At 45.3% G+C, this 21,512-nt stretch carries 18 protein-coding genes and 1 tRNA gene; 7 read left to right on the top strand and 12 right to left on the bottom strand.

Annotated features, from left to right (window positions below; all coding sequences use genetic code 11):
- Window positions 1–65: 65 nt before the first annotated feature.
- The 4 genes from acpP to DTO96_RS07300 all read right to left on the bottom strand — a co-directional run bounded on the left by acpP (window position 66) and on the right by DTO96_RS07300 (window position 3,148).
- The gene (gene acpP / locus DTO96_RS07315) at window positions 66–305 is read right to left on the bottom strand and encodes an acyl carrier protein (protein WP_114562897.1); all 240 of its coding nucleotides are present in this window, start codon (window positions 303–305) and stop codon (window positions 66–68) included.
- A 158-nt stretch (window positions 306–463) separates the two neighbouring features.
- Window positions 464–1,432 carry a 6-phosphofructokinase gene (gene pfkA / locus DTO96_RS07310; RefSeq protein ID WP_225972449.1) on the bottom strand — a complete coding sequence of 323 codons (969 nt, stop codon included), beginning with the start codon at window positions 1,430–1,432 and terminating at the stop codon, window positions 464–466.
- 449 nt (window positions 1,433–1,881) lie between these two features.
- Window positions 1,882–2,568: an IS1595 family transposase gene (locus tag DTO96_RS07305; protein WP_114562080.1), complete on the bottom strand. Its 687-nt coding sequence runs from the start codon at window positions 2,566–2,568 to the stop codon at window positions 1,882–1,884.
- A gap of 493 nt (window positions 2,569–3,061) precedes the next feature.
- Window positions 3,062–3,148: transfer RNA gene (locus tag DTO96_RS07300), tRNA-Leu, on the bottom strand.
- Window positions 3,149–3,359: 211 nt separating this feature from the next.
- On the opposite strand from DTO96_RS07300, the gene rnr reads away from it, so the two are divergent.
- Both rnr and DTO96_RS07290 read left to right on the top strand, forming a co-directional pair.
- Complete coding sequence (rnr, locus tag DTO96_RS07295; RefSeq protein WP_157964366.1) at window positions 3,360–5,942, top strand: ribonuclease R; 2,583 nt, start codon at window positions 3,360–3,362, stop codon at window positions 5,940–5,942.
- Window positions 5,943–6,154: 212 nt separating this feature from the next.
- Window positions 6,155–6,727 carry a hypothetical protein gene (locus tag DTO96_RS07290; protein WP_157964365.1) on the top strand — a complete coding sequence of 191 codons (573 nt, stop codon included), beginning with the start codon at window positions 6,155–6,157 and terminating at the stop codon, window positions 6,725–6,727.
- Window positions 6,728–6,788: 61 nt separating this feature from the next.
- On the opposite strand, the gene DTO96_RS07285 is transcribed toward DTO96_RS07290, so the two are convergent.
- Window positions 6,789–8,330 carry a D-alanyl-D-alanine carboxypeptidase/D-alanyl-D-alanine-endopeptidase gene (locus tag DTO96_RS07285; protein WP_114562893.1) on the bottom strand — a complete coding sequence of 514 codons (1,542 nt, stop codon included), beginning with the start codon at window positions 8,328–8,330 and terminating at the stop codon, window positions 6,789–6,791.
- 200 nt (window positions 8,331–8,530) lie between these two features.
- Between DTO96_RS07285 and folD the strand changes: the two genes are divergently transcribed.
- From folD to DTO96_RS07265, 4 genes are all read left to right on the top strand, one after another.
- Window positions 8,531–9,376 carry a bifunctional methylenetetrahydrofolate dehydrogenase/methenyltetrahydrofolate cyclohydrolase FolD gene (gene folD, locus DTO96_RS07280; RefSeq protein ID WP_114562892.1) on the top strand — a complete coding sequence of 282 codons (846 nt, stop codon included), beginning with the start codon at window positions 8,531–8,533 and terminating at the stop codon, window positions 9,374–9,376.
- Window positions 9,377–9,716: 340 nt separating this feature from the next.
- Complete coding sequence (locus DTO96_RS07275) at window positions 9,717–10,034, top strand: DUF3579 domain-containing protein (protein ID WP_114562891.1); 318 nt, start codon at window positions 9,717–9,719, stop codon at window positions 10,032–10,034.
- Window positions 10,035–10,230: 196 nt separating this feature from the next.
- A complete protein-coding gene (locus tag DTO96_RS07270; RefSeq protein ID WP_114562890.1) occupies window positions 10,231–11,262 on the top strand; it encodes a CDP-6-deoxy-delta-3,4-glucoseen reductase in 1,032 nt (343 codons plus the stop codon).
- A 392-nt stretch (window positions 11,263–11,654) separates the two neighbouring features.
- Window positions 11,655–13,370, top strand: a complete 1,716-nt coding sequence (locus DTO96_RS07265; RefSeq protein WP_114562889.1) for a bifunctional UDP-sugar hydrolase/5'-nucleotidase — start codon at window positions 11,655–11,657, stop codon at window positions 13,368–13,370.
- A gap of 79 nt (window positions 13,371–13,449) precedes the next feature.
- Here the strand turns inward: DTO96_RS07265 and DTO96_RS07260 are convergent, their stop codons facing one another.
- The 7 genes from DTO96_RS07260 to lptF all read right to left on the bottom strand — a co-directional run bounded on the left by DTO96_RS07260 (window position 13,450) and on the right by lptF (window position 19,857).
- The gene (locus DTO96_RS07260) at window positions 13,450–14,064 is read right to left on the bottom strand and encodes a Maf family protein (protein ID WP_114562888.1); all 615 of its coding nucleotides are present in this window, start codon (window positions 14,062–14,064) and stop codon (window positions 13,450–13,452) included.
- A gap of 18 nt (window positions 14,065–14,082) precedes the next feature.
- Complete coding sequence (gene rlmH, locus DTO96_RS07255; RefSeq protein WP_114562887.1) at window positions 14,083–14,556, bottom strand: 23S rRNA (pseudouridine(1915)-N(3))-methyltransferase RlmH; 474 nt, start codon at window positions 14,554–14,556, stop codon at window positions 14,083–14,085.
- 272 nt (window positions 14,557–14,828) lie between these two features.
- Window positions 14,829–15,203: a hypothetical protein gene (locus tag DTO96_RS07250; protein WP_114562886.1), complete on the bottom strand. Its 375-nt coding sequence runs from the start codon at window positions 15,201–15,203 to the stop codon at window positions 14,829–14,831.
- Between the two features lie 188 nt (window positions 15,204–15,391).
- Window positions 15,392–16,501 (bottom strand): ribosomal protein uL16 3-hydroxylase, encoded by a 1,110-nt coding sequence (locus DTO96_RS07245; protein WP_373277839.1) that lies wholly within the window; start codon window positions 16,499–16,501, stop codon window positions 15,392–15,394.
- Between the two features lie 130 nt (window positions 16,502–16,631).
- Entirely contained in the window at window positions 16,632–17,546 is a 915-nt protein-coding gene (locus tag DTO96_RS07240; RefSeq protein WP_114562884.1) for a LysR substrate-binding domain-containing protein, read from the bottom strand.
- Window positions 17,547–17,610: 64 nt separating this feature from the next.
- Window positions 17,611–18,726 (bottom strand): LPS export ABC transporter permease LptG, encoded by a 1,116-nt coding sequence (gene lptG / locus DTO96_RS07235; protein WP_114562883.1) that lies wholly within the window; start codon window positions 18,724–18,726, stop codon window positions 17,611–17,613.
- Window positions 18,727–18,750: 24 nt separating this feature from the next.
- On the bottom strand, window positions 18,751–19,857 hold the full coding sequence (gene lptF / locus DTO96_RS07230) for an LPS export ABC transporter permease LptF (protein ID WP_114562882.1): 1,107 nt from the start codon (window positions 19,855–19,857) through the stop codon (window positions 18,751–18,753).
- 140 nt (window positions 19,858–19,997) lie between these two features.
- Between lptF and DTO96_RS07225 the strand changes: the two genes are divergently transcribed.
- Window positions 19,998–21,506, top strand: a complete 1,509-nt coding sequence (locus tag DTO96_RS07225; RefSeq protein WP_114562881.1) for a leucyl aminopeptidase — start codon at window positions 19,998–20,000, stop codon at window positions 21,504–21,506.
- The last annotated feature ends 6 nt before the right edge of the window (window positions 21,507–21,512 follow it).

The following is a 21,512-nucleotide window of genomic DNA, read 5'->3' as shown; positions in this document are numbered from 1 at the left end:
GAGACCCGCATTAAAGGTCTCTTTGTTTTTATTCATTCAGCCAGAACAAAATAACTGCCAATCAATTATTTACCGACATTTGCCGACACGTAATCAATTGCTTGTTGAACTGTGGTGATTTTTTCTGCGTCTTCATCAGGGATTTCGCATTCAAATTCGTCTTCCAAAGCCATAACCAATTCCACTGTATCCAAAGAGTCTGCACCCAAGTCGTTAGTGAAAGATGATTCGTTTTTGATGTCGGCTTCATTCACACCCAATTGCTCTGCAACAATTTTACGGACGCGTTGTTCAATGTTTTCCATGCTTAATCTCCATTCATAAAAATAAATCGTGTGTGATTTATGGTCGCTATTGTAACAGGGTTTATTCGGTGCATTGCAAGTTTTATGTTTTAAATGTACGGCACGATCGTGCTGTTCTGCAATCAATCGAGGGCATAAATGCGCATTACATCCTGTTTTTATACCGCCAAGATATCTGAAATTCGTATTAATTCAGCATCAATCTCATGGTTTTTCTTCACAGCATCTGACAAAGGCGTAAAAACAACCTGTCCACCACGCAATCCAGCCATAACCCCCGATTGCCCAGCCATCAACCCCTCCACCGCAGCCACTCCCAATCGGCTTGCAAGCACCCGATCCGAACAACTCGGCGCGCCACCCCGCTGCAAATGTCCAAGCACAGTCACACGCATGTCATAATCAGGATAATGCTCACGCACACGCTTGACAATTTCAAACACCCCACCCTCTTCACCTTCGGATACCACAATAATCGATGATGATTTACCTGCTTGATAACCGCGATCAAGAGAAGCGAAAAGTCGATTCAAATCCAAATGCTCCTCGGGAATTAAAATATCCTGAGCACCCGCGCCAATACCACCATTCAAAGCCAAAAAGCCAGAATCACGCCCCATGACTTCAACAAAAAACAAACGGTTATGTGAAGTCGCTGTGTCTCGAATCTTATCAATCGCATCCACCACAGTATTCAGTGCTGTATCGTAACCTATCGTTGTATCCGTACCGAAGATATCATTATCAATCGTACCCGGCAAACCAACCACAGGCACGTTGAATTCTTCAGAAAACAGCATGGCACCCGTAAACGTACCATCCCCACCAATAACAATCAGCGCATCCAAACCATTGGACTTGAAATTCTCATACGCCTTTGCACGCCCCTCCGCCGCATAAAATGCTTTACAGCGAGCCGTTCTCAAAACAGTGCCACCACGGTGAATGATATTTTTCACATCCCGCGCACCCATTTCATTCATTTGATTATCAATTAGCCCTTGATAACCCATTTCAATCCCCACGGCTGAAATACCATGATAAGCGCAAGTACGAACAACCGCACGAATCGCCGCATTCATACCTGGGGCATCTCCACCAGATGTCATCAAACCAATTTTTTTCATTGAAATAGCCATACGCACTTACAAAATAAAAAATGTAGCAAAACTACGTTTAAGATAATTAAAGATTTATTAATTCCTTACATCATATCCTCGTATTCAGAGCACTTCAAGTAAATCACACAAGCCCCATACCAATTTTTTATTTTCCCCACAGATAAAAATGACTACAAAATAAAAATCTTAAAGCTCAAAGATAAATTTAAAAAAACCATGTAAAACCAAACAAAACCCTGTCAATCAAAAAATATCCCTATCAATTAAGTGGTCATTTAGCGTATGATTAAACCATGAAGTAAGAATGGTTAATAAAACGACAAGGAGTTATCATGAGTGACATGTGGAATTATGTGCCCGCTGAACTGCGTTACGTGGTTTATGCTTTATTGGTGTTTGCAGGATTAACCACCTTGGGAATTATCCGACTTTTGATCAGAAAAAAATAAAGGGTCTTAGGAAGCAGAATTCAATAACGGCTCATCTCGCAGCATGTTAAGAAGCACTTTATACAAGTCGCTTTTGCGATGGTTAAACCTAAATTCAGTTTCCTTCAAATGCAGTAAAAATGTGTTTTTCGGAACGCCGTTAAACTGAACCAAACGACGTTTAGCATAGCTCCAGAATGATTCTATCCCATTCACATGATTAGAACCATTTACAAACTCATCGGCACCATGATTCACCCGGAAGTGTTTATCAAACCCGATGTCCACCAAGCCATTATAGCCGCGCCAACCATCGGTATGGATAACGCTGTTAATGTCTGCTTTCCCACGAATAATGGCTTGCAGGCTGGCTTTGGAAGCATCAGGCACAATCTCAGTGTAGATATTGCCATCACGTTTGAGTAAACCAAACACGATGGTTTTACCTGAAGCACCACGTCCGCGTTTACCTCGAACACGATGCGGACCAAAATATGATTCGTCGGCTTCCAACTCTCCTTTGAGTGGTGAGCCTTGGAGACAAACAATCACCAAACGACGACGAATCTTGAGGTAAATGGTGTTGATTGAACGAACGGATATGCCGCTTAACGCAGCACATTCCGTTGCCGTTAAATCAAGGGCAAAATACCGTAAAATTTGGCGAAACTTCGCTTCGCTAATTTTTGAATGTTTGAAGTACTTGTTTTTCATTTGGTCTCAAGAGCTTAGCGCATATTTTAATGCGTTTGCTTCCTAAGACCCAAATAAATTCTTTTATTTTATCTTATCTTTTAAATGGAGAGTTTGTTCCAAGACTGCTGAACCTTGCCTAGAAGATGGAAATGAAGTAACAAGTAATGTGAGATCATTAATTTAATGTATTTCATAATAAAACACCCGCCAAATTTTTAACTTGGCGGGTGTTTTGTACAGTGCTTTTGCACAGGTTTGAAATTGGCATAATGAAAGTCTGTTGACAAGCCAAAACGTTGATTATCAGGGTTAAAAATAACATGCCCCGAAAAATCATAATTCATACCCGAATTATGCCCCGTTTATTTTTGGCTTTCAATGTGCTGTAATGGACTAATAAAAACCCCGCTAACAAAAGTAGCAGGGGCTTTATTACATTGATGTAGAAATAAAATCTTCTACCTTAATGGACTTCTTTATTTCTTCATGGAAGAAAGAATAAACTTATGAATGGTGCCCGGGAGAGGACTCGAACCTCCACAGTGTTGCCACCGCATGGACCTGAACCATGTGCGTCTACCAATTCCGCCACCCGGGCAGGTGTTCTACACAGAAGAGTGTGATTTTTTTGATATTTTCACACTATTTTGACCGTTTTCATGTATCTTAGAATAAACGCGGACAAAAGTAACAACTTCTGCGACAGTATAAAGCGATGTGTGAGCCCTTTAGACAAAAAGCTCAAAACACGTGAACTTGCTATTTTATAGGGTTTAAATATTTTGTCAAATCGAAACAGTAAAAATACAGTGAAAATCATAAAAAAAGACGGCGAAATCGCCAAAACACCTTTAAAGTCGACGACATCTGACGAAAAGCGCTCTCCAAATATAAAAAAACGCTCAAATGCAAAGACAACCCAAACCGCTGCATTGTTAACACCTCGCAGTTCAACGACTGAAACAAAAACACCTACACCATCAAAAACCACCGCCATCGCTTCGCCTAAAGCAACGCCTCGAGTCAAAGTTCAGGCTGAAAAAATCATCACCCTACCTTCTCGCAGTACCGTGTTCAACACCATACATACCCATGCAGTGCTGTATAAAAAACCGTTAAACACCATTCAGCTCGCGCAAGAATTGGATGTGACGCCAACCCAAGTATCCGCTTTACAAAACCTATTGGATGAAATGACGACGGCGGGCGACATTAAAATGAATCCAAAAGGCTCATACTCTCCTTTGTCTGATCAACCTTTGGTCTCAGGTGTTTTACAAACCCATAAAGATGGTTATGGGTTTGTAATCAATGATGCGGGTGAGGATATTTTCTTACCTGAACGACAAATGCATGGTGCGTGGCATGGCGACACCGTGACGGTGCGCATCACGGGCACTGCTCGCAATGGCAAGCGCGAGGGTGAAGTGGTTGAAGTGGTCACGCGAAAATCCAGTCAAGTGGTGGGTCGTTTGTTATCTGAAAATGGTGTGTGGTTGGTGAGTCCGGATGACATTCGCTTGCGTGCCGACATTTTGGTTGCGGCGGATGAATTGGCTGGCGCTTTGGCAAATCAAATCGTCGTTGTGGCTTTGAAAAATTACGGCGATGAATTGGCCATGCCCACGGGGCGAATCATTGAAGTGCTTGGCAACGCAGATGATGCAGGGATGGAAATTGAAATTGCGGTACGTAAGTTTGATGTGCCTCACGTGTTCTCGCTTGCGACAGAAAATCAAGTGGCCAAACTGGCAGACGTGGTCACCCCTACCGAATATGCAGGTCGAGTGGATTTACGCGATGTGCCTTTGGTGACGATTGATGGTGAGGATGCCCGAGACTTCGATGATGCTGTGTATTGCGAACCGATGTTGCAAGGCAAAAAAGTCATCGGCTACCGCTTGCTGGTGGCCATCGCCGACGTCAGTCATTATGTTAAAGACAAAACGCCTCTCAATGAGGATGCCCTCACTCGCGCCACCAGCGTATATTTTCCTCGCCGTGTTGTGCCGATGCTGCCTGAAAAATTATCGAATGGCCTGTGCTCATTGAATCCACATGTTGAGCGTTTGTGCATGGTGTGTGACATGGTGGTTGATTTGAATGGTGAAATCACGGCCTATCAGTTTTACGAAGCGGTGATGCACTCAGCCGCACGTTTAACTTACAACCAAGTGTGGCAATATTTAAATGAAGGCACAGGTATTTTGCCTGAACAATTTGGTGAATTGTGCACGCACATCAGTGACTTATATGCTTTATTTAAACTTTTTCTACAAGCACGAACCCGTCGAGGCGCAATGGAATTTGAAACCATTGAGACCTATATTGTTTCAGATGATAAAGGGAAAATAACCGAAATTTTACCACGTTCACGCAACGATGCACACCGCGTGATTGAGGAATGCATGCTGGCAGCCAATGTGTGCTCAGCTGAATTCATCGCTGCATGTGAGCGCCCAAGTTTGTACCGTGTACATGAAGGGCCAACTCCCGAAAAACTTGAAGCCCTTCGTCGCAGTTTAAAAGCCGCTGGTCTGTCATTGGGCGGTGGCGACAAACCGCAGCCCAAAGACTATGCTGCGATCACACAGCAACTGCACGGCCGTCCAGATGCCGCCGTTTTACAAACCTTATTGTTGCGTTCAATGCAACAAGCCATTTATACGCCCGACAACTTAGGTCACTTTGGCCTTGCTTATCCGGCATACACGCATTTCACTTCGCCGATTCGCCGCTACCCTGATTTACTTGTTCACCGCACGATCAAAGCCATTTTGAGCAATCAACGTTATTTGCCCATGACAGATCAAGTGCCTCTTTTGGAAGACACACGCAAAAAACGTGGCGCAGATGAAATCAATCCAAAAGAAAAACAGGATAAAAAAGAAGATGCCGTTCACAAACTTTGGAACAGCCTCGGCGAACATGCCTCAATGTGCGAACGCCGCGCCGATGAAGCCAGCCGCGATGTGACCCAATGGTTGAAATGTGAATACATGAAACAATTTGTAGGCCAAACATTGCCTGGCCACATTTCATCGGTGACCGCATTTGGTGCTTTTGTCACATTGGATGACATGTATGTCGATGGGTTGATTCATATTTCCGAATTGGGTTCTGACTACTTCGAATTTGATGATGTCAGTTTTAGCCTAATTGGTCGCAGCTCAGGCATGCGTTACCGCATGCAAGATGCTGTTAAAGTAAAAATTGCCGCCGTTGATTCAGACACCCGCCGTGTGGATTTTGTACTCGAAAAACCTGAAGGCAGTCGTACATCTTCACAGAAAAATTCGGCCAAGCCAATGGCAAAAAACACAAACCCGCGATCGGAACATAAAGAAGCTGAGCTTAAAACCAAAGGCAGTCGACGCAGAGGAAAACGCTAACCTCAACACGCAAATAAAAACTGTGAATGTTTGAATACGTGTGCGATATAAACATAACAAAGCCATCGATGGAATTGATGGCTTTTTATTGGTCTATAAATTGAAATCACCTCATCATGTCAACCATTGACTCAAATGAATCATTGGATGAGGAGACAATTCTTTTCAAACCATCAAAATATCATAAGAAAAACACCACAGGAGTCCACATCATGAGAGCACTCGTTTTTTTCCCTTGTGCATTGCTGACCGCTTGTGCGGGCTTGAATTACACCCCACCAGTCATCCCAGCAAACGTTCCAGCCGCAACGGTCAGCTATCATGCCAATTATGATGAAGACATGCAGTTGACCACCAACAGCACATGCCAACCTCGCTCTTATTTTGGCCGCAAAGACGTATACAGCATGGGGCATGCTTTGCATTACGTGCCCAACTCTGACAGCATGTACCGTGTCACCGTCGAAGCCAACAAACCATTCGTTGCCTCTGGCTTTAAAAAACTCTTGGTTGGTTATGAAACGCGCTGGGAATGGCACAATGGATTCATGATGCCAGAAGACTACCCCATCTACCGTGCCGCGAGCATCATGCCAATGGTATTCACACCCAAGTCAGGACACAACTACCTTTTGGGACTTCAGCACACATCGGGTACGGTGAGCGCAAACATCACCATTCAAGACTTAGGGGTCAGCGACTCCCCCATCACCTCTCTCGCATCAGCTGCGCCGATCACAGATGAACAACACTTGATGCCAGCTGTTCAGTGTCCAAGAAAGTAATAAAAAAGCACCGCCCATGATGGCGGTGCTTTTTTATTAAAATTTAACGGAGCAACTGTATTTACTGCTCCCCAACCCATTGTAAAAACAAGTCGTGTACTTGCTTACCCGCAGCCGTTTGCGCCGCACCATCTTGAATAATGCTCACAACCGCATATCGCGCACCACTTTTCCCATCAATGTAACCCGCAATGGCACGCACATCACTTAAAGTACCTGTTTTTAAACGCCCTCGCCCCACCATATCGGTGTTGGTCAACCGATTTTTAACAGTGCCTTCAATACCCAAACGTGCCAAAGTATTGACAAAAGAAGGATCTGAACTGGCGCGCACCAACATATGACCTAAATCTTCAGCGCTCACTGCTGTTTCGCGAGACAAACCAGAACCATTGCCCATGCGTAAAGAGTTCAAATGCAAACCTTGTTCGGCTAAACGATGGGTCACAATGGATGCACTGTCCTCCAAACTCCCCACCCCTTTTTCTTTCGCCGATAAACTCAAATAAATCTGACGTGCCATCACATTGTTTGAAAAATGATTCATATCGCGCAAAATATCGGTCAAAGGGGCAGATTGCACACTGGCCAACACATGTGCACCCACAGGGGTACGACCCTCTTCAATACGAGGTTGTGTCCAAACACTTCGAACAGGTGGGGCAAATAAATTAATGGGGTTCAAATCATTGTTCGGCGGCACAAAATAAGCAGGTTGCATGCCCCCACCACTTGCCATCAATCCCCCCAGAATACCTTTGACATAATCATTTGCAGCGGTTTGATAAGCATGAAAATTCCAGTTTTGCGCACCACACCCACTGTAGTACTTACCCCCCATATAAGCCTGATCACCACTCACATTCAACGCTAAAGTACTTTTCCACCCCCCACTTGGACAGGCCCCATCAACCCATTGCACAGCGTTGTTTAAGCTATAACCCATCAACCATGGGGTCAAAGTCACTTGCTGTGTTTCTGGATCGAATCGAAAAATCAAGGCACGAAAGTTCATCAATGCCGCATCGGGTTGAGCGTTATAAGGCATGGCGGGCTCACCATCAAAGCTCGATGCATCCTGCCGTTCATCTTTAAAAATCGACCGATCGACCACAATTGGCGCATCCACTTGTTTGACACCATTCTTCGCTAAATTTTGCGTCAACTCATCAATTTTTTCGATGACCAGCTGAGGGTCACCACTGCCTTTTAAGTAAACAGGTTGATGCAAGACACCTGCCGCATCGGGTGAACCTTGGCTTAACAGCTGGGTCGTCCAATGAAAATCAGGGCCAAATGTTTTTAAGGCCGCAAAACTGGTGACCAATTTAATCACCGAAGCTGGATTTTGCGCCCCATGTGCATTGGTGTTAACCAAAGGCGCAGGTTGATTCACCGCTTGCACATAAAAGCTTGCGGCACCATTTGGTATGCCTGAACGCATCAATGCGCCAGCATAATCAAATGAAGTGCGCATACCCGTCATCATTGCACAACATGACGAAACAGCAGGTACAGCAGTAACATCATCCACCATTTGTGCAAAAACAGAGCAAGACACAAACAAACCGCCCACCATTATTTTTTTTGCTAAGAAAGTCATGATCAACACCTTAAACACACTTCAAATAAAGCCCAAATACGATCCCAACCACAGAATCGAACACGCCATAAAACACTGTAAAACCCAATGTTATTTTACTGTTATTGTTACACTTTTTCTGATTACACACCCAAATACTCGCCGCTTTTCATGTATTTTTTGTACAATAACGCTTTTGCACTTTTATATAAAGATCACCTATGAGCGCCACCATCATTGACGGCAAAGCCATCGCCGCCGCCACCCAACTTGAAATCAAAGCCCGAGTCAGCGCACTTGCTACACGTGGCATTCACCCAGGCTTGGCCGTTATTTTAATCGGCGACAACCCCGCATCACATGTTTATGTCAGCAATAAAGTCAAATCATGCGGTGCCGTTGGCATGCACTCGGTGCTCGAACAATACCCAGTTGATTTAACCGAAGCTGAATTGCTCACACGCATCGATGCTTTGAACAACGACCCCGCCATTCATGGCATTTTGGTTCAATTGCCCCTACCCAAATACATCGATGAACACGCGGTTCTTGAAGCCATTTCACCTGAAAAAGATGTTGATGGCTTTCATTTGATCAATGCGGGTGCCTTAATGACTGGCCAACCACGCTTGCGCGCATGCACGCCATACGGTGTGATGAAAATGCTTGAGCACAGTCACATCCCTTTGCGTGGCGCACATGCTGTCATCGTCGGGGCATCTAACATTGTTGGTAAGCCCATGGCCATGATGCTCCTGCAAGCAGGCGCAACGGTAACATTGTGCAACTCAAAAACACGGGATCTGTCTCATCACACCCGCCAAGCAGACATCGTCATCGCAGCCGTGGGACGTGCAAAAATGATCACCGGCGACATGATTCGTGCAGGCGCAACGGTCATCGATGTGGGCATTAATCGGGATGAACATGGAAAATTGTGCGGAGATGTTGACTTTGACAGTGTTGCCCAAGTGGCAGGCGCAATCAGCCCTGTACCAGGGGGGGTCGGCCCCATGACCATCACCATGCTGTTGATGAACACATTAGAAGCAGCAGAAAAGCTCTAATCGCCAAAGGCAAAGCCCTCCGCTTTGCCTTATTTTTTATTTGAAATCATCTATTTTTTTAAAAATACACTTCCCTCTCGCACTTTTTATCATTTAAATATAAGTGACAGATAAAATAAAAAAATGAATTATGCACACATCAATCACATTTCAACTTTAATTGGTGACACATAAATCGTTTTTTTCAGCCTTTACCCCCATATTCACCAAAAAAACGCCTACTTAATGAACATTTTTTATTAAATTGTTTAACATATATCAGCTATTCAACTAATGTACTTTCAAAAAACCTCAATTTCAGCTACACTAGCAACTTATGAACACTACTCGGATTAGCCGCATGAACGATACACCGAACAACGAGCTCATCATCCGCGGACTCACCACGGATGGCAAACAATTCCGACCCAGTGACTGGGCCGAGCGTTTGTGTGGCGTAATGAAATGCTTTGAAGATGACAACAGCCATTACGGTCACCTGACTTACTCCCACTATGTACGCCCCATCACCATTCAAGGCATTAAATGCGTGGTTGTGAACACCGACCTTGAAGCAGAACTTCCTGTCGCATTTAAATTCTTCTTGGATTTTGCCGAAAGCAATCACCTGCAAACCATCGATGCCCGCGCTGATGAAACATCATCGTTTGGTGCTTAACCCCATATAATTTGATATTTGATTTACTGTAAATGCCATAAACACTTGACGTGTTACCCTCCAAAAACCGCATTCCCATGCGGCTTTTTTATATCCATCCCAGATTGACCACAATCCGCGCTGTGCATTATTTCTGGACAATGGTACAATCAGAGCTATTTTTCAGTTTATAAAACCATTTTTGACCTCCATCACCATGACCCACACCATCACCGTTCTTCCGTCAAATGACACCTTCCCCATCGAAACAGATGAAACAATTCTTGACGCAGCATTGCGTGCCAATGTCATTTTGCCTTACGGCTGTAAAGATGGCGCCTGTGGCTCATGCAAAAGCAAAGTCATTTCTGGCATGGTGAAACACTCCGAAGACAGCACCGCATTATCGGATGAAGAAATCGACCACAACATTGCTTTACTCTGCCACACCACAGTGGAGTCAGATGTGACCATCGAAGCCCGTGTGATTGGTGCAGGTGCTTATCCCGTCAAAAAGTTGCCCACACGGATCATTTCCATGAAACGTGCAACAGAAGCGGGCGACATCATGTTGGTTGAACTCCAATTGCCAGCCAATGATTCATTTGAATACCGTGGTGGTCAGTACATCGATTTTATTTTACGCGATGGCACCCGCCGCAGCTATTCAATGGCATGTGCGCCGCGCCTCACAGACAAGAAGCTTGAGCTGCACATCCGTCACATGCCTGGTGGCGTATTCACCGACCAGCTGTTTTCATCCATGAAGGAGCGCGATATTTTGCGCCTTGAAGGTCCTCTCGGTACATTTTTTTTCAATGAAGTCACGGGTGCGCCTTGTGTTTTTATTGCTTCAGGCACAGGCTTTGCCCCAATTAAAGCCATCATCGAAGAAATGCAATCCAAATACCTTGTTCGACCCATTCATTTTTACTGGGGGGTTCGCCGTCCACATGACTTGTATCTACATGAATTGGCTGAAGAATGGGCGCGTACGATTCCAAACTTTAAATATATGCCTGTGATTTCAGATGCTTTGCCCGAAGACAACTGGCAAGGCCGCACAGGCATGGTTCATGAGGCCGTGCTGGCTGATTTTGCCGACTTATCGGAGCACAACATCTATGCTTGCGGTGCACCGTTGATGGTTCGTGCCGCCCACGAAGCATTCACCACAACCCGTGGCTTACCTGAAACGGCATTTTATTCTGATGCATTTTTGAGCGCAGCAGACAAAGTGAAAAAATAATGCCCCGCTGTTTATGGTGATTCATTGAATATAAACACCATCATTTTTAGTTGATGGAAGTGTCATGAGCACATCATTCATTTGGATTTTGGACTTTGCGATGAACATGTCTGATGCCCTATTTACTGAACCAGCATTTGAACCACCCCAAAAGACTTCATCAACATGATAAAAACAATTCCTTATAAAATCTGACCATTACAATTGTTTTTGAAAGTACTTTATAAGGTATTAAATCAATTTTAAAAAAGCAAGTGAGGACATCACTTGCTTTTTTAATGAGACTTCACTTGTGGCTCAGATCAAGCTGCGTCATAATCAATGCGATTCATCTCAAAAGCATCTTATATTTCTGAATATATCTTCATTCTTATCAACAAGAAAGATTTCTCATGAAACGCATTTGCCGAACCCTTTTGGCTGTCAGTGTATTGGCCATTGTCAGCCCACCCACACCAGCCAAAGCCCTTAAAGGTCACGAATACCACTTCACGATCGTCCATACCAACGACCACCATGGCCGTTTTTGGAAAAACAATGAGGGTGAATATGGCCTGTCTGCGCAAAAAACAGCCATTGACAAAATCCGGGCAGAAGTCAAAGCCAATGGTGGGTACATTTTGGTCCTCAGCGGTGGCGACATCAACACCGGAGTTCCAGAATCGGACATGCAAGATGCAGAGCCCGATTTTAAAGGCATGAGCAAAATCGGCTTTGATGCCATGGTTTTGGGGAATCACGAATTTGACAATCCGCTTCCCGTGCTGGCCAAACAACAAAAATGGGCAAATTTTCCCCTCCTTTCGGCAAACATTTACCGTGCGGGTCGCCCCATGTTTGAGGCGTATAAGATTTTTAACAAAGGTGGGTTGAAAATTGCCATACTGGGACTAACCACCAATGACACTCAAAAAATGGTCAATCCTGACAACTTGGCTTATACAGACACTTGGAAAAGTGGGCGTGTGATCAATCCAAAAAGCATTGCTGGCCTTGAGTTCCGCAGCCCAATTGAAGTCGCGGCACAATGGGTTCCCGTGTTGCGCACCCAAGCAGATGTGGTCATCGCAGCCACCCACATGGGACATTACACCAATGGCAATCACGGTTCAAATGCCCCTGGTGATGTCGAAATGGCACGAGCGGTCAACGGCATCGATTTGATTGTTGGCGGCCACAGTCAAAATCCAGTGTGTATGAAAGCTGAAAATGACCGCAATGATGCATACGTCCCAGGAGGAGAATGCACACCCGACCGCCAAAATGGTGCATGGATTGTTCAAGCCCACGAATGGGGGAAATACGTTGGCCGTGCCGACTTCACGTTTAAAAATGGCGTCTTGACATTGGATCACTATGCTTTGATCCCAATCAACTTGAAAAGATCGATCAAATCTCCCGATGGTGCAATCAACAGTAAAGTACTGTATACCGAAGAAATCAGTGAAAATCCCGACATGCTCGCTTTTCTACAGCCGTTTCAGGACAAAGGTCAAAAAACTTTAATGCGCGAAGTGGGCAGCACCCTTGGCACATTGGATGGCGACCGCTCACATGTCCGCGCTCAAGCCACCAATCTGGGCACTTTAATTGCCACCAGCATGATGGAAAAAGTCAAAGCGGACTTCGCCGTCATGAATTCAGGCGGTGTACGGGACTCCATCGCCAATGGTAAAATCACCTACAAAGACATTTTGAAAGTTCAACCCTTCGGCAATACCATTGTCTATGCCGATTTGACGGGGCAAGAAGTTCAATCCTACATGAATGCCATGGCCACGATGACACCAGGCTCTGGCGCATTCCCTCAATTCGCAGGCATTCAGGCTGTATTTGAAAATGGCATCGCAAGTGAGATTCGAATCAACCATGTCCCAATGGATTTAAACAAAACCTATCGCATCGCACTCAATGATTTTGCGGCATCAGGTGGTGATGGCTATCCAAAACTCAAATCAACCGCCAGCTATGTCAATACCGGATTCAATGACGCCGACGTTTTGAAAGCCTACATCAGCAAAAACAGCCCCATTGATGCTTCGAAATTTCGACCCGATGGTGAAATTGTACGGATGAGTACCCCACCTCAAAACTCAAAGATGAAATAAAACAAATTAAAAAAGTGAGCCGTTGAACTCACTTTTTTAATTACAAACAATCACTACAACCATCACGACCAATACCGCTTCAGCCCCGCAAAAGGCGCGCCACTTCAAACACGGGCAAGCCCATCACCGATGAGTAACTGCCAGATAAATGCTCAATGAATGTCGCCGCCAAACCTTGCACCGCATACGCTCCTGCCCGTCCAAAAGGCTCTCCGCTGTCAATATAAGCCTCCAACTCCACAGGTGAAATGGTTTTAAATGTGACTTGACTGGTGACACATGTCCTTTTCACCTCATGTCCGCATGCCAGAGCCACGGCAGTGTGTACTTGGTGGACTTGCCCAGACAACATAGTCAAGATTCGCCTTGCATCGGCCGCATCCTCAGGTTTACCTAATATTTCAGCAGCAAAGGCCACTGTGGTGTCTGCACATAAAATAGGTTGCGGTGGTAATCGAGCAGTATTGATTTGCTGTTGTATGGCCTGCAATTTAGCCAAACTCACACGCTGCACATAATCCACTGGATCTTCATTTGGCAAAACAACTTCCAACAATTCAGCCGCTGCACTGTCTTCTGGCAAAAACACATCAAATGGCACACCCATTTGTTCAAGCAACTGGGCACGGCGCGGACTCTGAGAGGCCAGATAAATTCGAGGAAATTGAAAAGGGTTATGTTGTTGAACGTTCATACAACTCCATAGATGCGGTTATACGCGATGATAAGGATGATTGTTATTGATGGAATGGGCACGATAAATTTGCTCTGCAAGCAACACCCTCACCATACCGTGAGGCAAAGTCAAACTGGACAAACGCATCAGCCCATGACAACTGGATTTGAATTGAGGATCCAAGCCATCTGCGCCGCCCACAACCAAAACCACATGACTGTGTTCATTTTGCCAATGCTTTAATTGTTTTGCCAGCCCCACGCTGGTGAGATCCTGTCCTTTTTCATCCAATGCAATGATGAAAGCCCCACGCGGCATCGCGGCATGAATGCGGGTCGCTTCTTGCAGCATGGCGTGTTCGACCGTTTTTCCCTCACGTACTTCTGGTTTGATCTCTTTAAACTCAAGCTTCAACTCGCGGACGGGTAAACGTTTGGCATATTCGTTGTACGCTTCATTCACCCATGCAGGTTGTTTATGGCTAACAGTCATCAAGGTCAAGGTAAGCATGGGCGTGTCTTTATTGGATAATAATCACATGTTGTCATGACATAACAACATTTGATTATAATGTATTCGTTAAATAAATCAGTAATTTCACTTGCCTTCGCTGCTTTTGATGTATTTTATGTACTTAAAATACAAAAAATAGAGCCTCATTTTTAAAAACAGATAAAAACAATCAGCATAAAGCAATTTTAAACAATAAAAAGCCCACCGAAGTGGGCTTTTATAAAGAACAATTAAGCGTCCTTCAAAGCGTGTACGAGACACGCTAAGAATTATTTCTTAACTTCTTCTTTAACAGCAGCTGCGCCAGCTTTCGCTGCGTCAACTGCTTTACCAGCTGCATCTTTAGCTACAGTAGCTGCTGCACCAGCAGTTGCTTTAGCTGCGTCAGCAGTTGCAGCACCAGCTGCTTTAGTTGCGTCAACAGTTGCAGCACCAGCTGCTTTAGTTGCATCAACAGCTGCACCAGCTGCTTTAGTTGCATCAACAGCTGCACCAGCTGCTTTAGCTGCGTCTGCTGCTGGAGCTGCTGCTGGAGCCGCTGCTGGAGCCGCTGCTGGAGCTGCTGCTTCAGGTTTCTTTTCGCCACCGCAAGCTGCCAAAACGCCAGCTGCAACCAATAATGCTACCAATGATAATTTTTTCATGTTGTTACCTATATAGAGTAATTAAACACGCAGTGCACATCTCGCAACCACGCTAGACATCAACACTGCACGCGCATTATAACTCCAAAATTGTGCAGTGTGTCAAATATCCTTATTTTGGTACAAATATAGACATTTCGCTGGGTCAATAGTGTTCATTTTTACAATGCTTAAACTTTAAAATTGATTCATTCGACCAACTCCAACCAACCTTGTGCATACCAATCGTGCAATACGGTCCACAATGCGCTGTCCGTGTCCCATGCCTGTGCATCGCTCGGCTCAGCGCCACGGCTATTGGCCAAAGATTGCAATGCTGTTGCATCCACCCCATCCGCAACCAAATGCTCACCATTGATAAAAACCCATGGTGTGCTGTATAACATTTTGCTCCCGCGAGCCAAAACAATACCACTCTTTTTCACTTGTCGCTTAAATGCAGCCAGAGCAATGGGTGCGGGGGTTTCAAACCACACATTGTTTTTTGGTTCACTCAAGTAACATCCCAGACACTCTGCCACCCAACCTTTATCCCACTTCAATTCCTGTAATTTAGCATACACATCACTGACCATTGATGGCGGCACTTCAGCAGGTGTGGTTTGGGGTTTGAGTTTTGGATCGGCATACCGCCCTTCCAACTCAATGTTGTCTTCAACAAAATTCAATAACGCAACACCAAGCTCTCGATACGTGGGCGCGCGAAACCCAATTGAATACGTCATGCAATCACCTTCAGCAATGCCGTCATGTGCATACTGTGGTGGCAAGTAAAGCATATCGCCTGGCTCCAACACAAATTCCTCTGTTGGTTTGAAGTTTTGTAAAATTTTCAAAGGCATGTTTGGAATCAAGGTTGGGTCTTGATCGGCACCAATGCGCCAATGGCGTTTGCCATGCGCTTGGAGTAAAAAAACATCGTATGAATCATAATGTGGCCCAACACCGCCACCGTTGGTGGCGAAGCTGATCATCAAATCGTCCAAACGTGCATCTGGAATAAAGCGAAACAAATTAATCAAAGCATGACCCGATGCATCGTTTAGATCAACCCCTTGGATCAGGGCTGTCCAGTTCGATTTTTTACGAGATGGAATTTGGCGCAATTTCAATGGGCCGCTTTTCAACTGCCAACCTTTTGTTTCATCTTGAGCGATCAATCGGGACTCAAAAGCCTCATCATGAAGCGCACTCAAAGCATCATCTGGTGAAAAAAAGGCTTTAAACTCAGGAATTGCGTTGCGAATCAACAATGGTTTTTTATGCCAGTAGTGTTTTAAAAAATGCTCAACCGTCATACCACCTAGAGGTACAGGTTGACCGTTGAAACGCGGCCAAGCCTCTGTGGAAGGAAAAGCACTGAATGTTGCCCATAAGGGTGTGTTTAATTTTGAAGTCATATTTAAAAATAAAAGTGCTCAATGCACATTAAAGTGAAGTTTTGGGTGTTTTTTTTGTTAACAAATCAATGAACACATGTTCATACTCACGTAAAAATCGATCCTCACGAACCGCAGCAAATGTGGTATTCAAGCCAAACAAACTGCCTGCATCAAGTGCCATGAGGTTGGTTTGGGTCAAATTGTCTTTCATCGCATCCAATGCCATGCCCGCCAAAATCCCAACCCCCATACCCACCTCAACATAAGTACGGATCACGTCGGCATCTATCGCTTCGAGCACAATGTCTGGTGTCACTTGGGCATTTAAAAATGCACGGTCAATTTTTGTCCGTCCCGCAAAGGCAGGGTCATATGTCACGAGGGGAAAGCAAGCCAACTCCGTAATGCTCAAGCGCTTTAGCTTCGTCAAGGGGTGATTTTTTGGTAAAAGAATTTTATGTTGCCATGTATAGCATGGCGTCGCCCGTAAACCATGCGTGTCCGCAATGGATTCTGTTGCCACGGCAATATCAGCCTGCCCTGACAACACCATTTGTGCGATCTGCGATGGTGCACCTTGCAATAAAGACAGGCGAACATCTGGATACTGCTCTCGAAAAGCCATGATGACAGGCGGCAAAACATACCTCGCCTGGGTGTGTGTGGTCGCAATGGTCAATCGACCCATGCGAGGGTTTTTACATTCAGCGGCATTCTCTTTCAAATCAGCCATGCTTCGCAGCACTTTAACAATGAATGGATAAACCTGCTCGCCCTCTTTGGTTAAACCTTTGATGCGTTTGCCGTGGCGTAAAAACACATCGAAACCCAACTCACTTTCAAAATCGAGCACCATTTTTGAAACCCCAGGTTGAGATGTAAACAATGCTTGTGCAGCATGGGTGAGATTAAACCCCTGCTGAACAATTTCATGCACGCAACGCAGTTGCTGGAAATTCATACTTGACCTTTTCGACCTGATTTAAATCTTTGGTGACTACAAACGGATGCCATTGAAAGCATGCTTATACGCGCGTGACCCGATAAATCCAAAAAATGGCAATGGACAAAAAAATCAAACTCGGCGCAACAGCTAAACCAATCGGGGACCATGTCACCAAAGGACCAATGTATTGTGTGGCCGCTGTTAAAATAAAAAATGACAGACCGAGCATAATCCCCGTTACCACACGCACGCCAACACCACCTTTGCGGGTTTGCATAAAAGCAAACGGCAGAGCCAACAACACCATCACCACAACACCCAGCGGATAAAACATTTTTTGCCAATACGCCACTTCAAAAGGGCGGACATTTTGCCCTGTGGCACTCAACGTGTGGATGCGCTCCTGCAATTGTCCCATTGTCATGTTGATGGTTTCTTGACCATAGTTGCGAATCACATCGATGTTGTTTTCAGCCAGATCAACATCCAAAGTCTTTGGGCTGGATAGGGTTCGATCAATCAGTAAGCCTTGCGCATCGGTGTGCACATCAATTTGACGCACATCCGACAACTGCCATGATCCCGATTGCGCCAATGGTTTGGCTGTTTTGGCCTCAATCATTCGCTTCAATGTAAATTGAGATGACAAATCATACAATCGAACATCAATCAACGTGTTATCCGCAGTCAAAGAAGCAATATTGATCATGCGAAAACCACCATCGGCCAATTTCTGCTTACTCCAATAACCACCATCGTCTTTAAAATAGCCTGTTTTATGCAAAGCCACTTTTTTCATTTCTGTTGCTGTTCGACTGGCACGGGCAATTCCACCATCACCGATCAACCAGAGCAACGCAGACAACACCAAACCAACGGCCGAGACAATTCGCACCAACCGCCACAAGCTCACACCCGACACGCGCCACACCACCAATTCTGAGCGAGCGGCCATGCTGGACAAAGCCAACACCGAACCAATCAATGCACAAATCGGTAGTAGTTGATAAATGTACTCGGGCTGATACAAACACAACACCTTCAGGTAAGTAAGCAGGTGAAAATCACCCTGCCCCAAAAACTTAACTTCATTTAAAGCATCAATGGTGAAAAACAACAACATGAACGCCAACAACACACCAAAAATAGACAACAACAGCTCTTTAAAAAATACTTTATTGACCACATGAAACATGCATTTCCCCTTTTTATCCTGTGCTCAACGGCGGTGTAACAATTGTGAAAAAGAGAAACGCCACGCATTTTGTCGATACCATAAAGCCAGCAACGAAAACACCATCATTGAACCATGCACCAAACCCATCGCCTGGGCCAAAGACCAACGACCCGATGACACGCGACTTTCGCCCAGCTTAATAAAATTCAGGTAAATCATAAACACCAACAGCCCCATCATCACCCCCAACGCACGGGTGTTTCCGCGTGGACGCACATACCCCAGAACCAAAGCCAGCAAAGCCATGGGCACAATCATGAATGAATCGCTGAATCGACGATAAAATTCAGCTTTTGCAGGTGCTTTGGTGTTGTCCAGCAGCTCATGTGTGGTCATCAAAGCCACCGGCTTCTCAGCCAAATCACGGCTTTTGATGCCTGTAAACTCATCAATAGAAAAACCATATCGACCATAGCGCATGCTTTGGAAATAATCTTCTGAAAACTTGTCCTGATACTGCAAACCATTTTCAAGCACCAGAAAGGTACGGTCATCAAAAGTATTGTCTAATTTGGCGCGTTGAGCCGTCACCAGCAAGGTTTCTGTTTTCATCTTTTGCAAGACAAATACATTTCTGAATTCAGGTGAATTTGACTTCACCACCTCGTCCACAAAAAACACCCGCTGACCATTCTGCGCTGTACGAAAAGCCCCGGGTTGAATCAGATTTAACTCATCAATGCCCGATTGATTACGTGTTTGCGCAAGCTGTTGATTACCCCACGGGGTCAACACTGCATTCATGAACAATAAAAACAAAAACATGGGAATGACCAGCATCATGACGGGGCGCAATAAACTTAAGTTACTCAAGCCAGAAGCTTGCCAAACGGCCATTTCCGAGTCTTGATACAAACGGGCAATGGTCATGATCATGCCGATGATGACCGTCACCACCACCACCAATGGGAAATAACGTAAAGTGGTGATCAACATCAGCTGCAACACACCATCCACTGCAATCGCACCGCCCGCCGCTTCACGCAAGCCTCGGACAAGAAACAGCACCAGCATGATGGTCAACAGTGTGAATAAAATCACCGCAGAGACCGCAATTTTTTCTCGTAAAATCGAACGTTGGAAAATCATGGGCAATCCAATCTCAATGTATTATTTTCATTTTATTTTTTATAAAGCAAATCGGTCACAGCACCCAGCGTTCGCTTATAATAATCGGGTACAGCCTTAGAGGCTCGCCCATTCAAATCGCCATTTTACAGGAAACCCCCATGATATTTCAGCTCAAATCTGCCGCGTTGCCTAAAGGCACAAAAAAACAGCTTGCCACCTTATTTATTGTGTCCAGCCAAACCAGCACTGAGAATGCATTCATTTCGGGTTCAAGCCTGAGCCAACTGTCAAACACAGCCCAAACACAAATCAATTTAGCCATCAGCAGTGAACGATTCAAAGGCGCAACGGGTCAGCACATCAGTATATTTGATGATGAATCACACCAGCACATCGTTGTACTGGGTGTGGGCCAAATCAAAGATGCAGCATTGACTGCACGTGCACTTGGTCAGCAGATCGCCAGCCACTGTAAACAATACAGCATTGATGCTGCCGCCGTATTAATCGACGACGCCATCAGCAGCAGCGATGAGCTCATCAATCACATTGTGATTGGTGCAGCAGACGCCAACTACAATTTTGAAGCCCCATACGATTCAAAACACAAACAAAACAGTAAAAAATGGGCCACAGACCGCGCACGCACCCTGACGTTGCTTTTACCTAAAACGCCCAACGCCACTCAAAAAAATATTTTCACACAAGCCTGCGGCATCGCAGAAGGCATTGCATTGACCAAACATTTGGGCAATTTGCCTGCCAATTTTGCCACACCGACATACCTCGGTAAAGTCGCGCAAGAACTAGGTAAAACCTATGATTTCAAAGTTCAAGTGCTTGAACGCAAACAAATCGCCGCTCTGAAAATGAATTCATTTTTATCCGTCACCGCTGGTTCAGAACAACCACCGCGCTTCATCATCATGGAGTACAACGGGGGACACGCGAAAGATGCGCCGATTGTGTTGGTGGGCAAAGGCATCACTTTCGATACAGGCGGCATTTCACTCAAACCAGGCCTGGGCATGGATGAAATGAAATACGACATGTGTGGCGCTGCCTCCCTCCTTGGCACATTCAAAACCATCGGCGAAACCAAGCCTAAAATCAACGTTGTCGGCCTGATTGCCACCTGTGAAAACATGCCTTCTGGTGGCGCAACCAAACCAGGCGACGTGATCACCAGTATGGCGGGTCTGACCATTGAAGTGCTCAACACCGATGCCGAAGGCCGTTTGGTGTTGTGTGATGCGTTGACCTATGCTGAACGTTACAAACCTGCGGCTGTTGTCAACATGGCAACTTTAACGGGTGCATGCATCGTTGCCCTTGGCCATCACAACAGCGGTTTATTTGCCAACAACGATGATCTGGCCAGCGAGCTGCAAACCGCAGGAAAAACCCAACGCGATACGGCATGGCGCATGCCTTTGGAGGATGCCTACCAAGAACAGCTCAAATCAAACTTTGCCGATTTGGCCAACATTGGCGGCATGCCCGCAGGCAGCGTGACTGCGGCATGTTTCTTATCTCGTTTCACAAAAAGCTACCCTTGGGCGCATTTGGACATCGCGGGCACAGCATGGAAAAGCGGCGCAGCCAAAGGTGCAACAGGCCGCCCTGTGGCTTTGTTGAGCCAATTTTTGTTTAACCGAGCAAAGTAACATCAC

This window comes from Ephemeroptericola cinctiostellae, from assembly GCF_003339525.1.
GTDB lineage: Bacteria > Pseudomonadota > Gammaproteobacteria > Burkholderiales > Burkholderiaceae > Hydromonas > Hydromonas cinctiostellae.
Note: the sequence above shows the minus strand (reverse complement) of the source record. Positions and strands in the feature narration are given on the sequence as shown.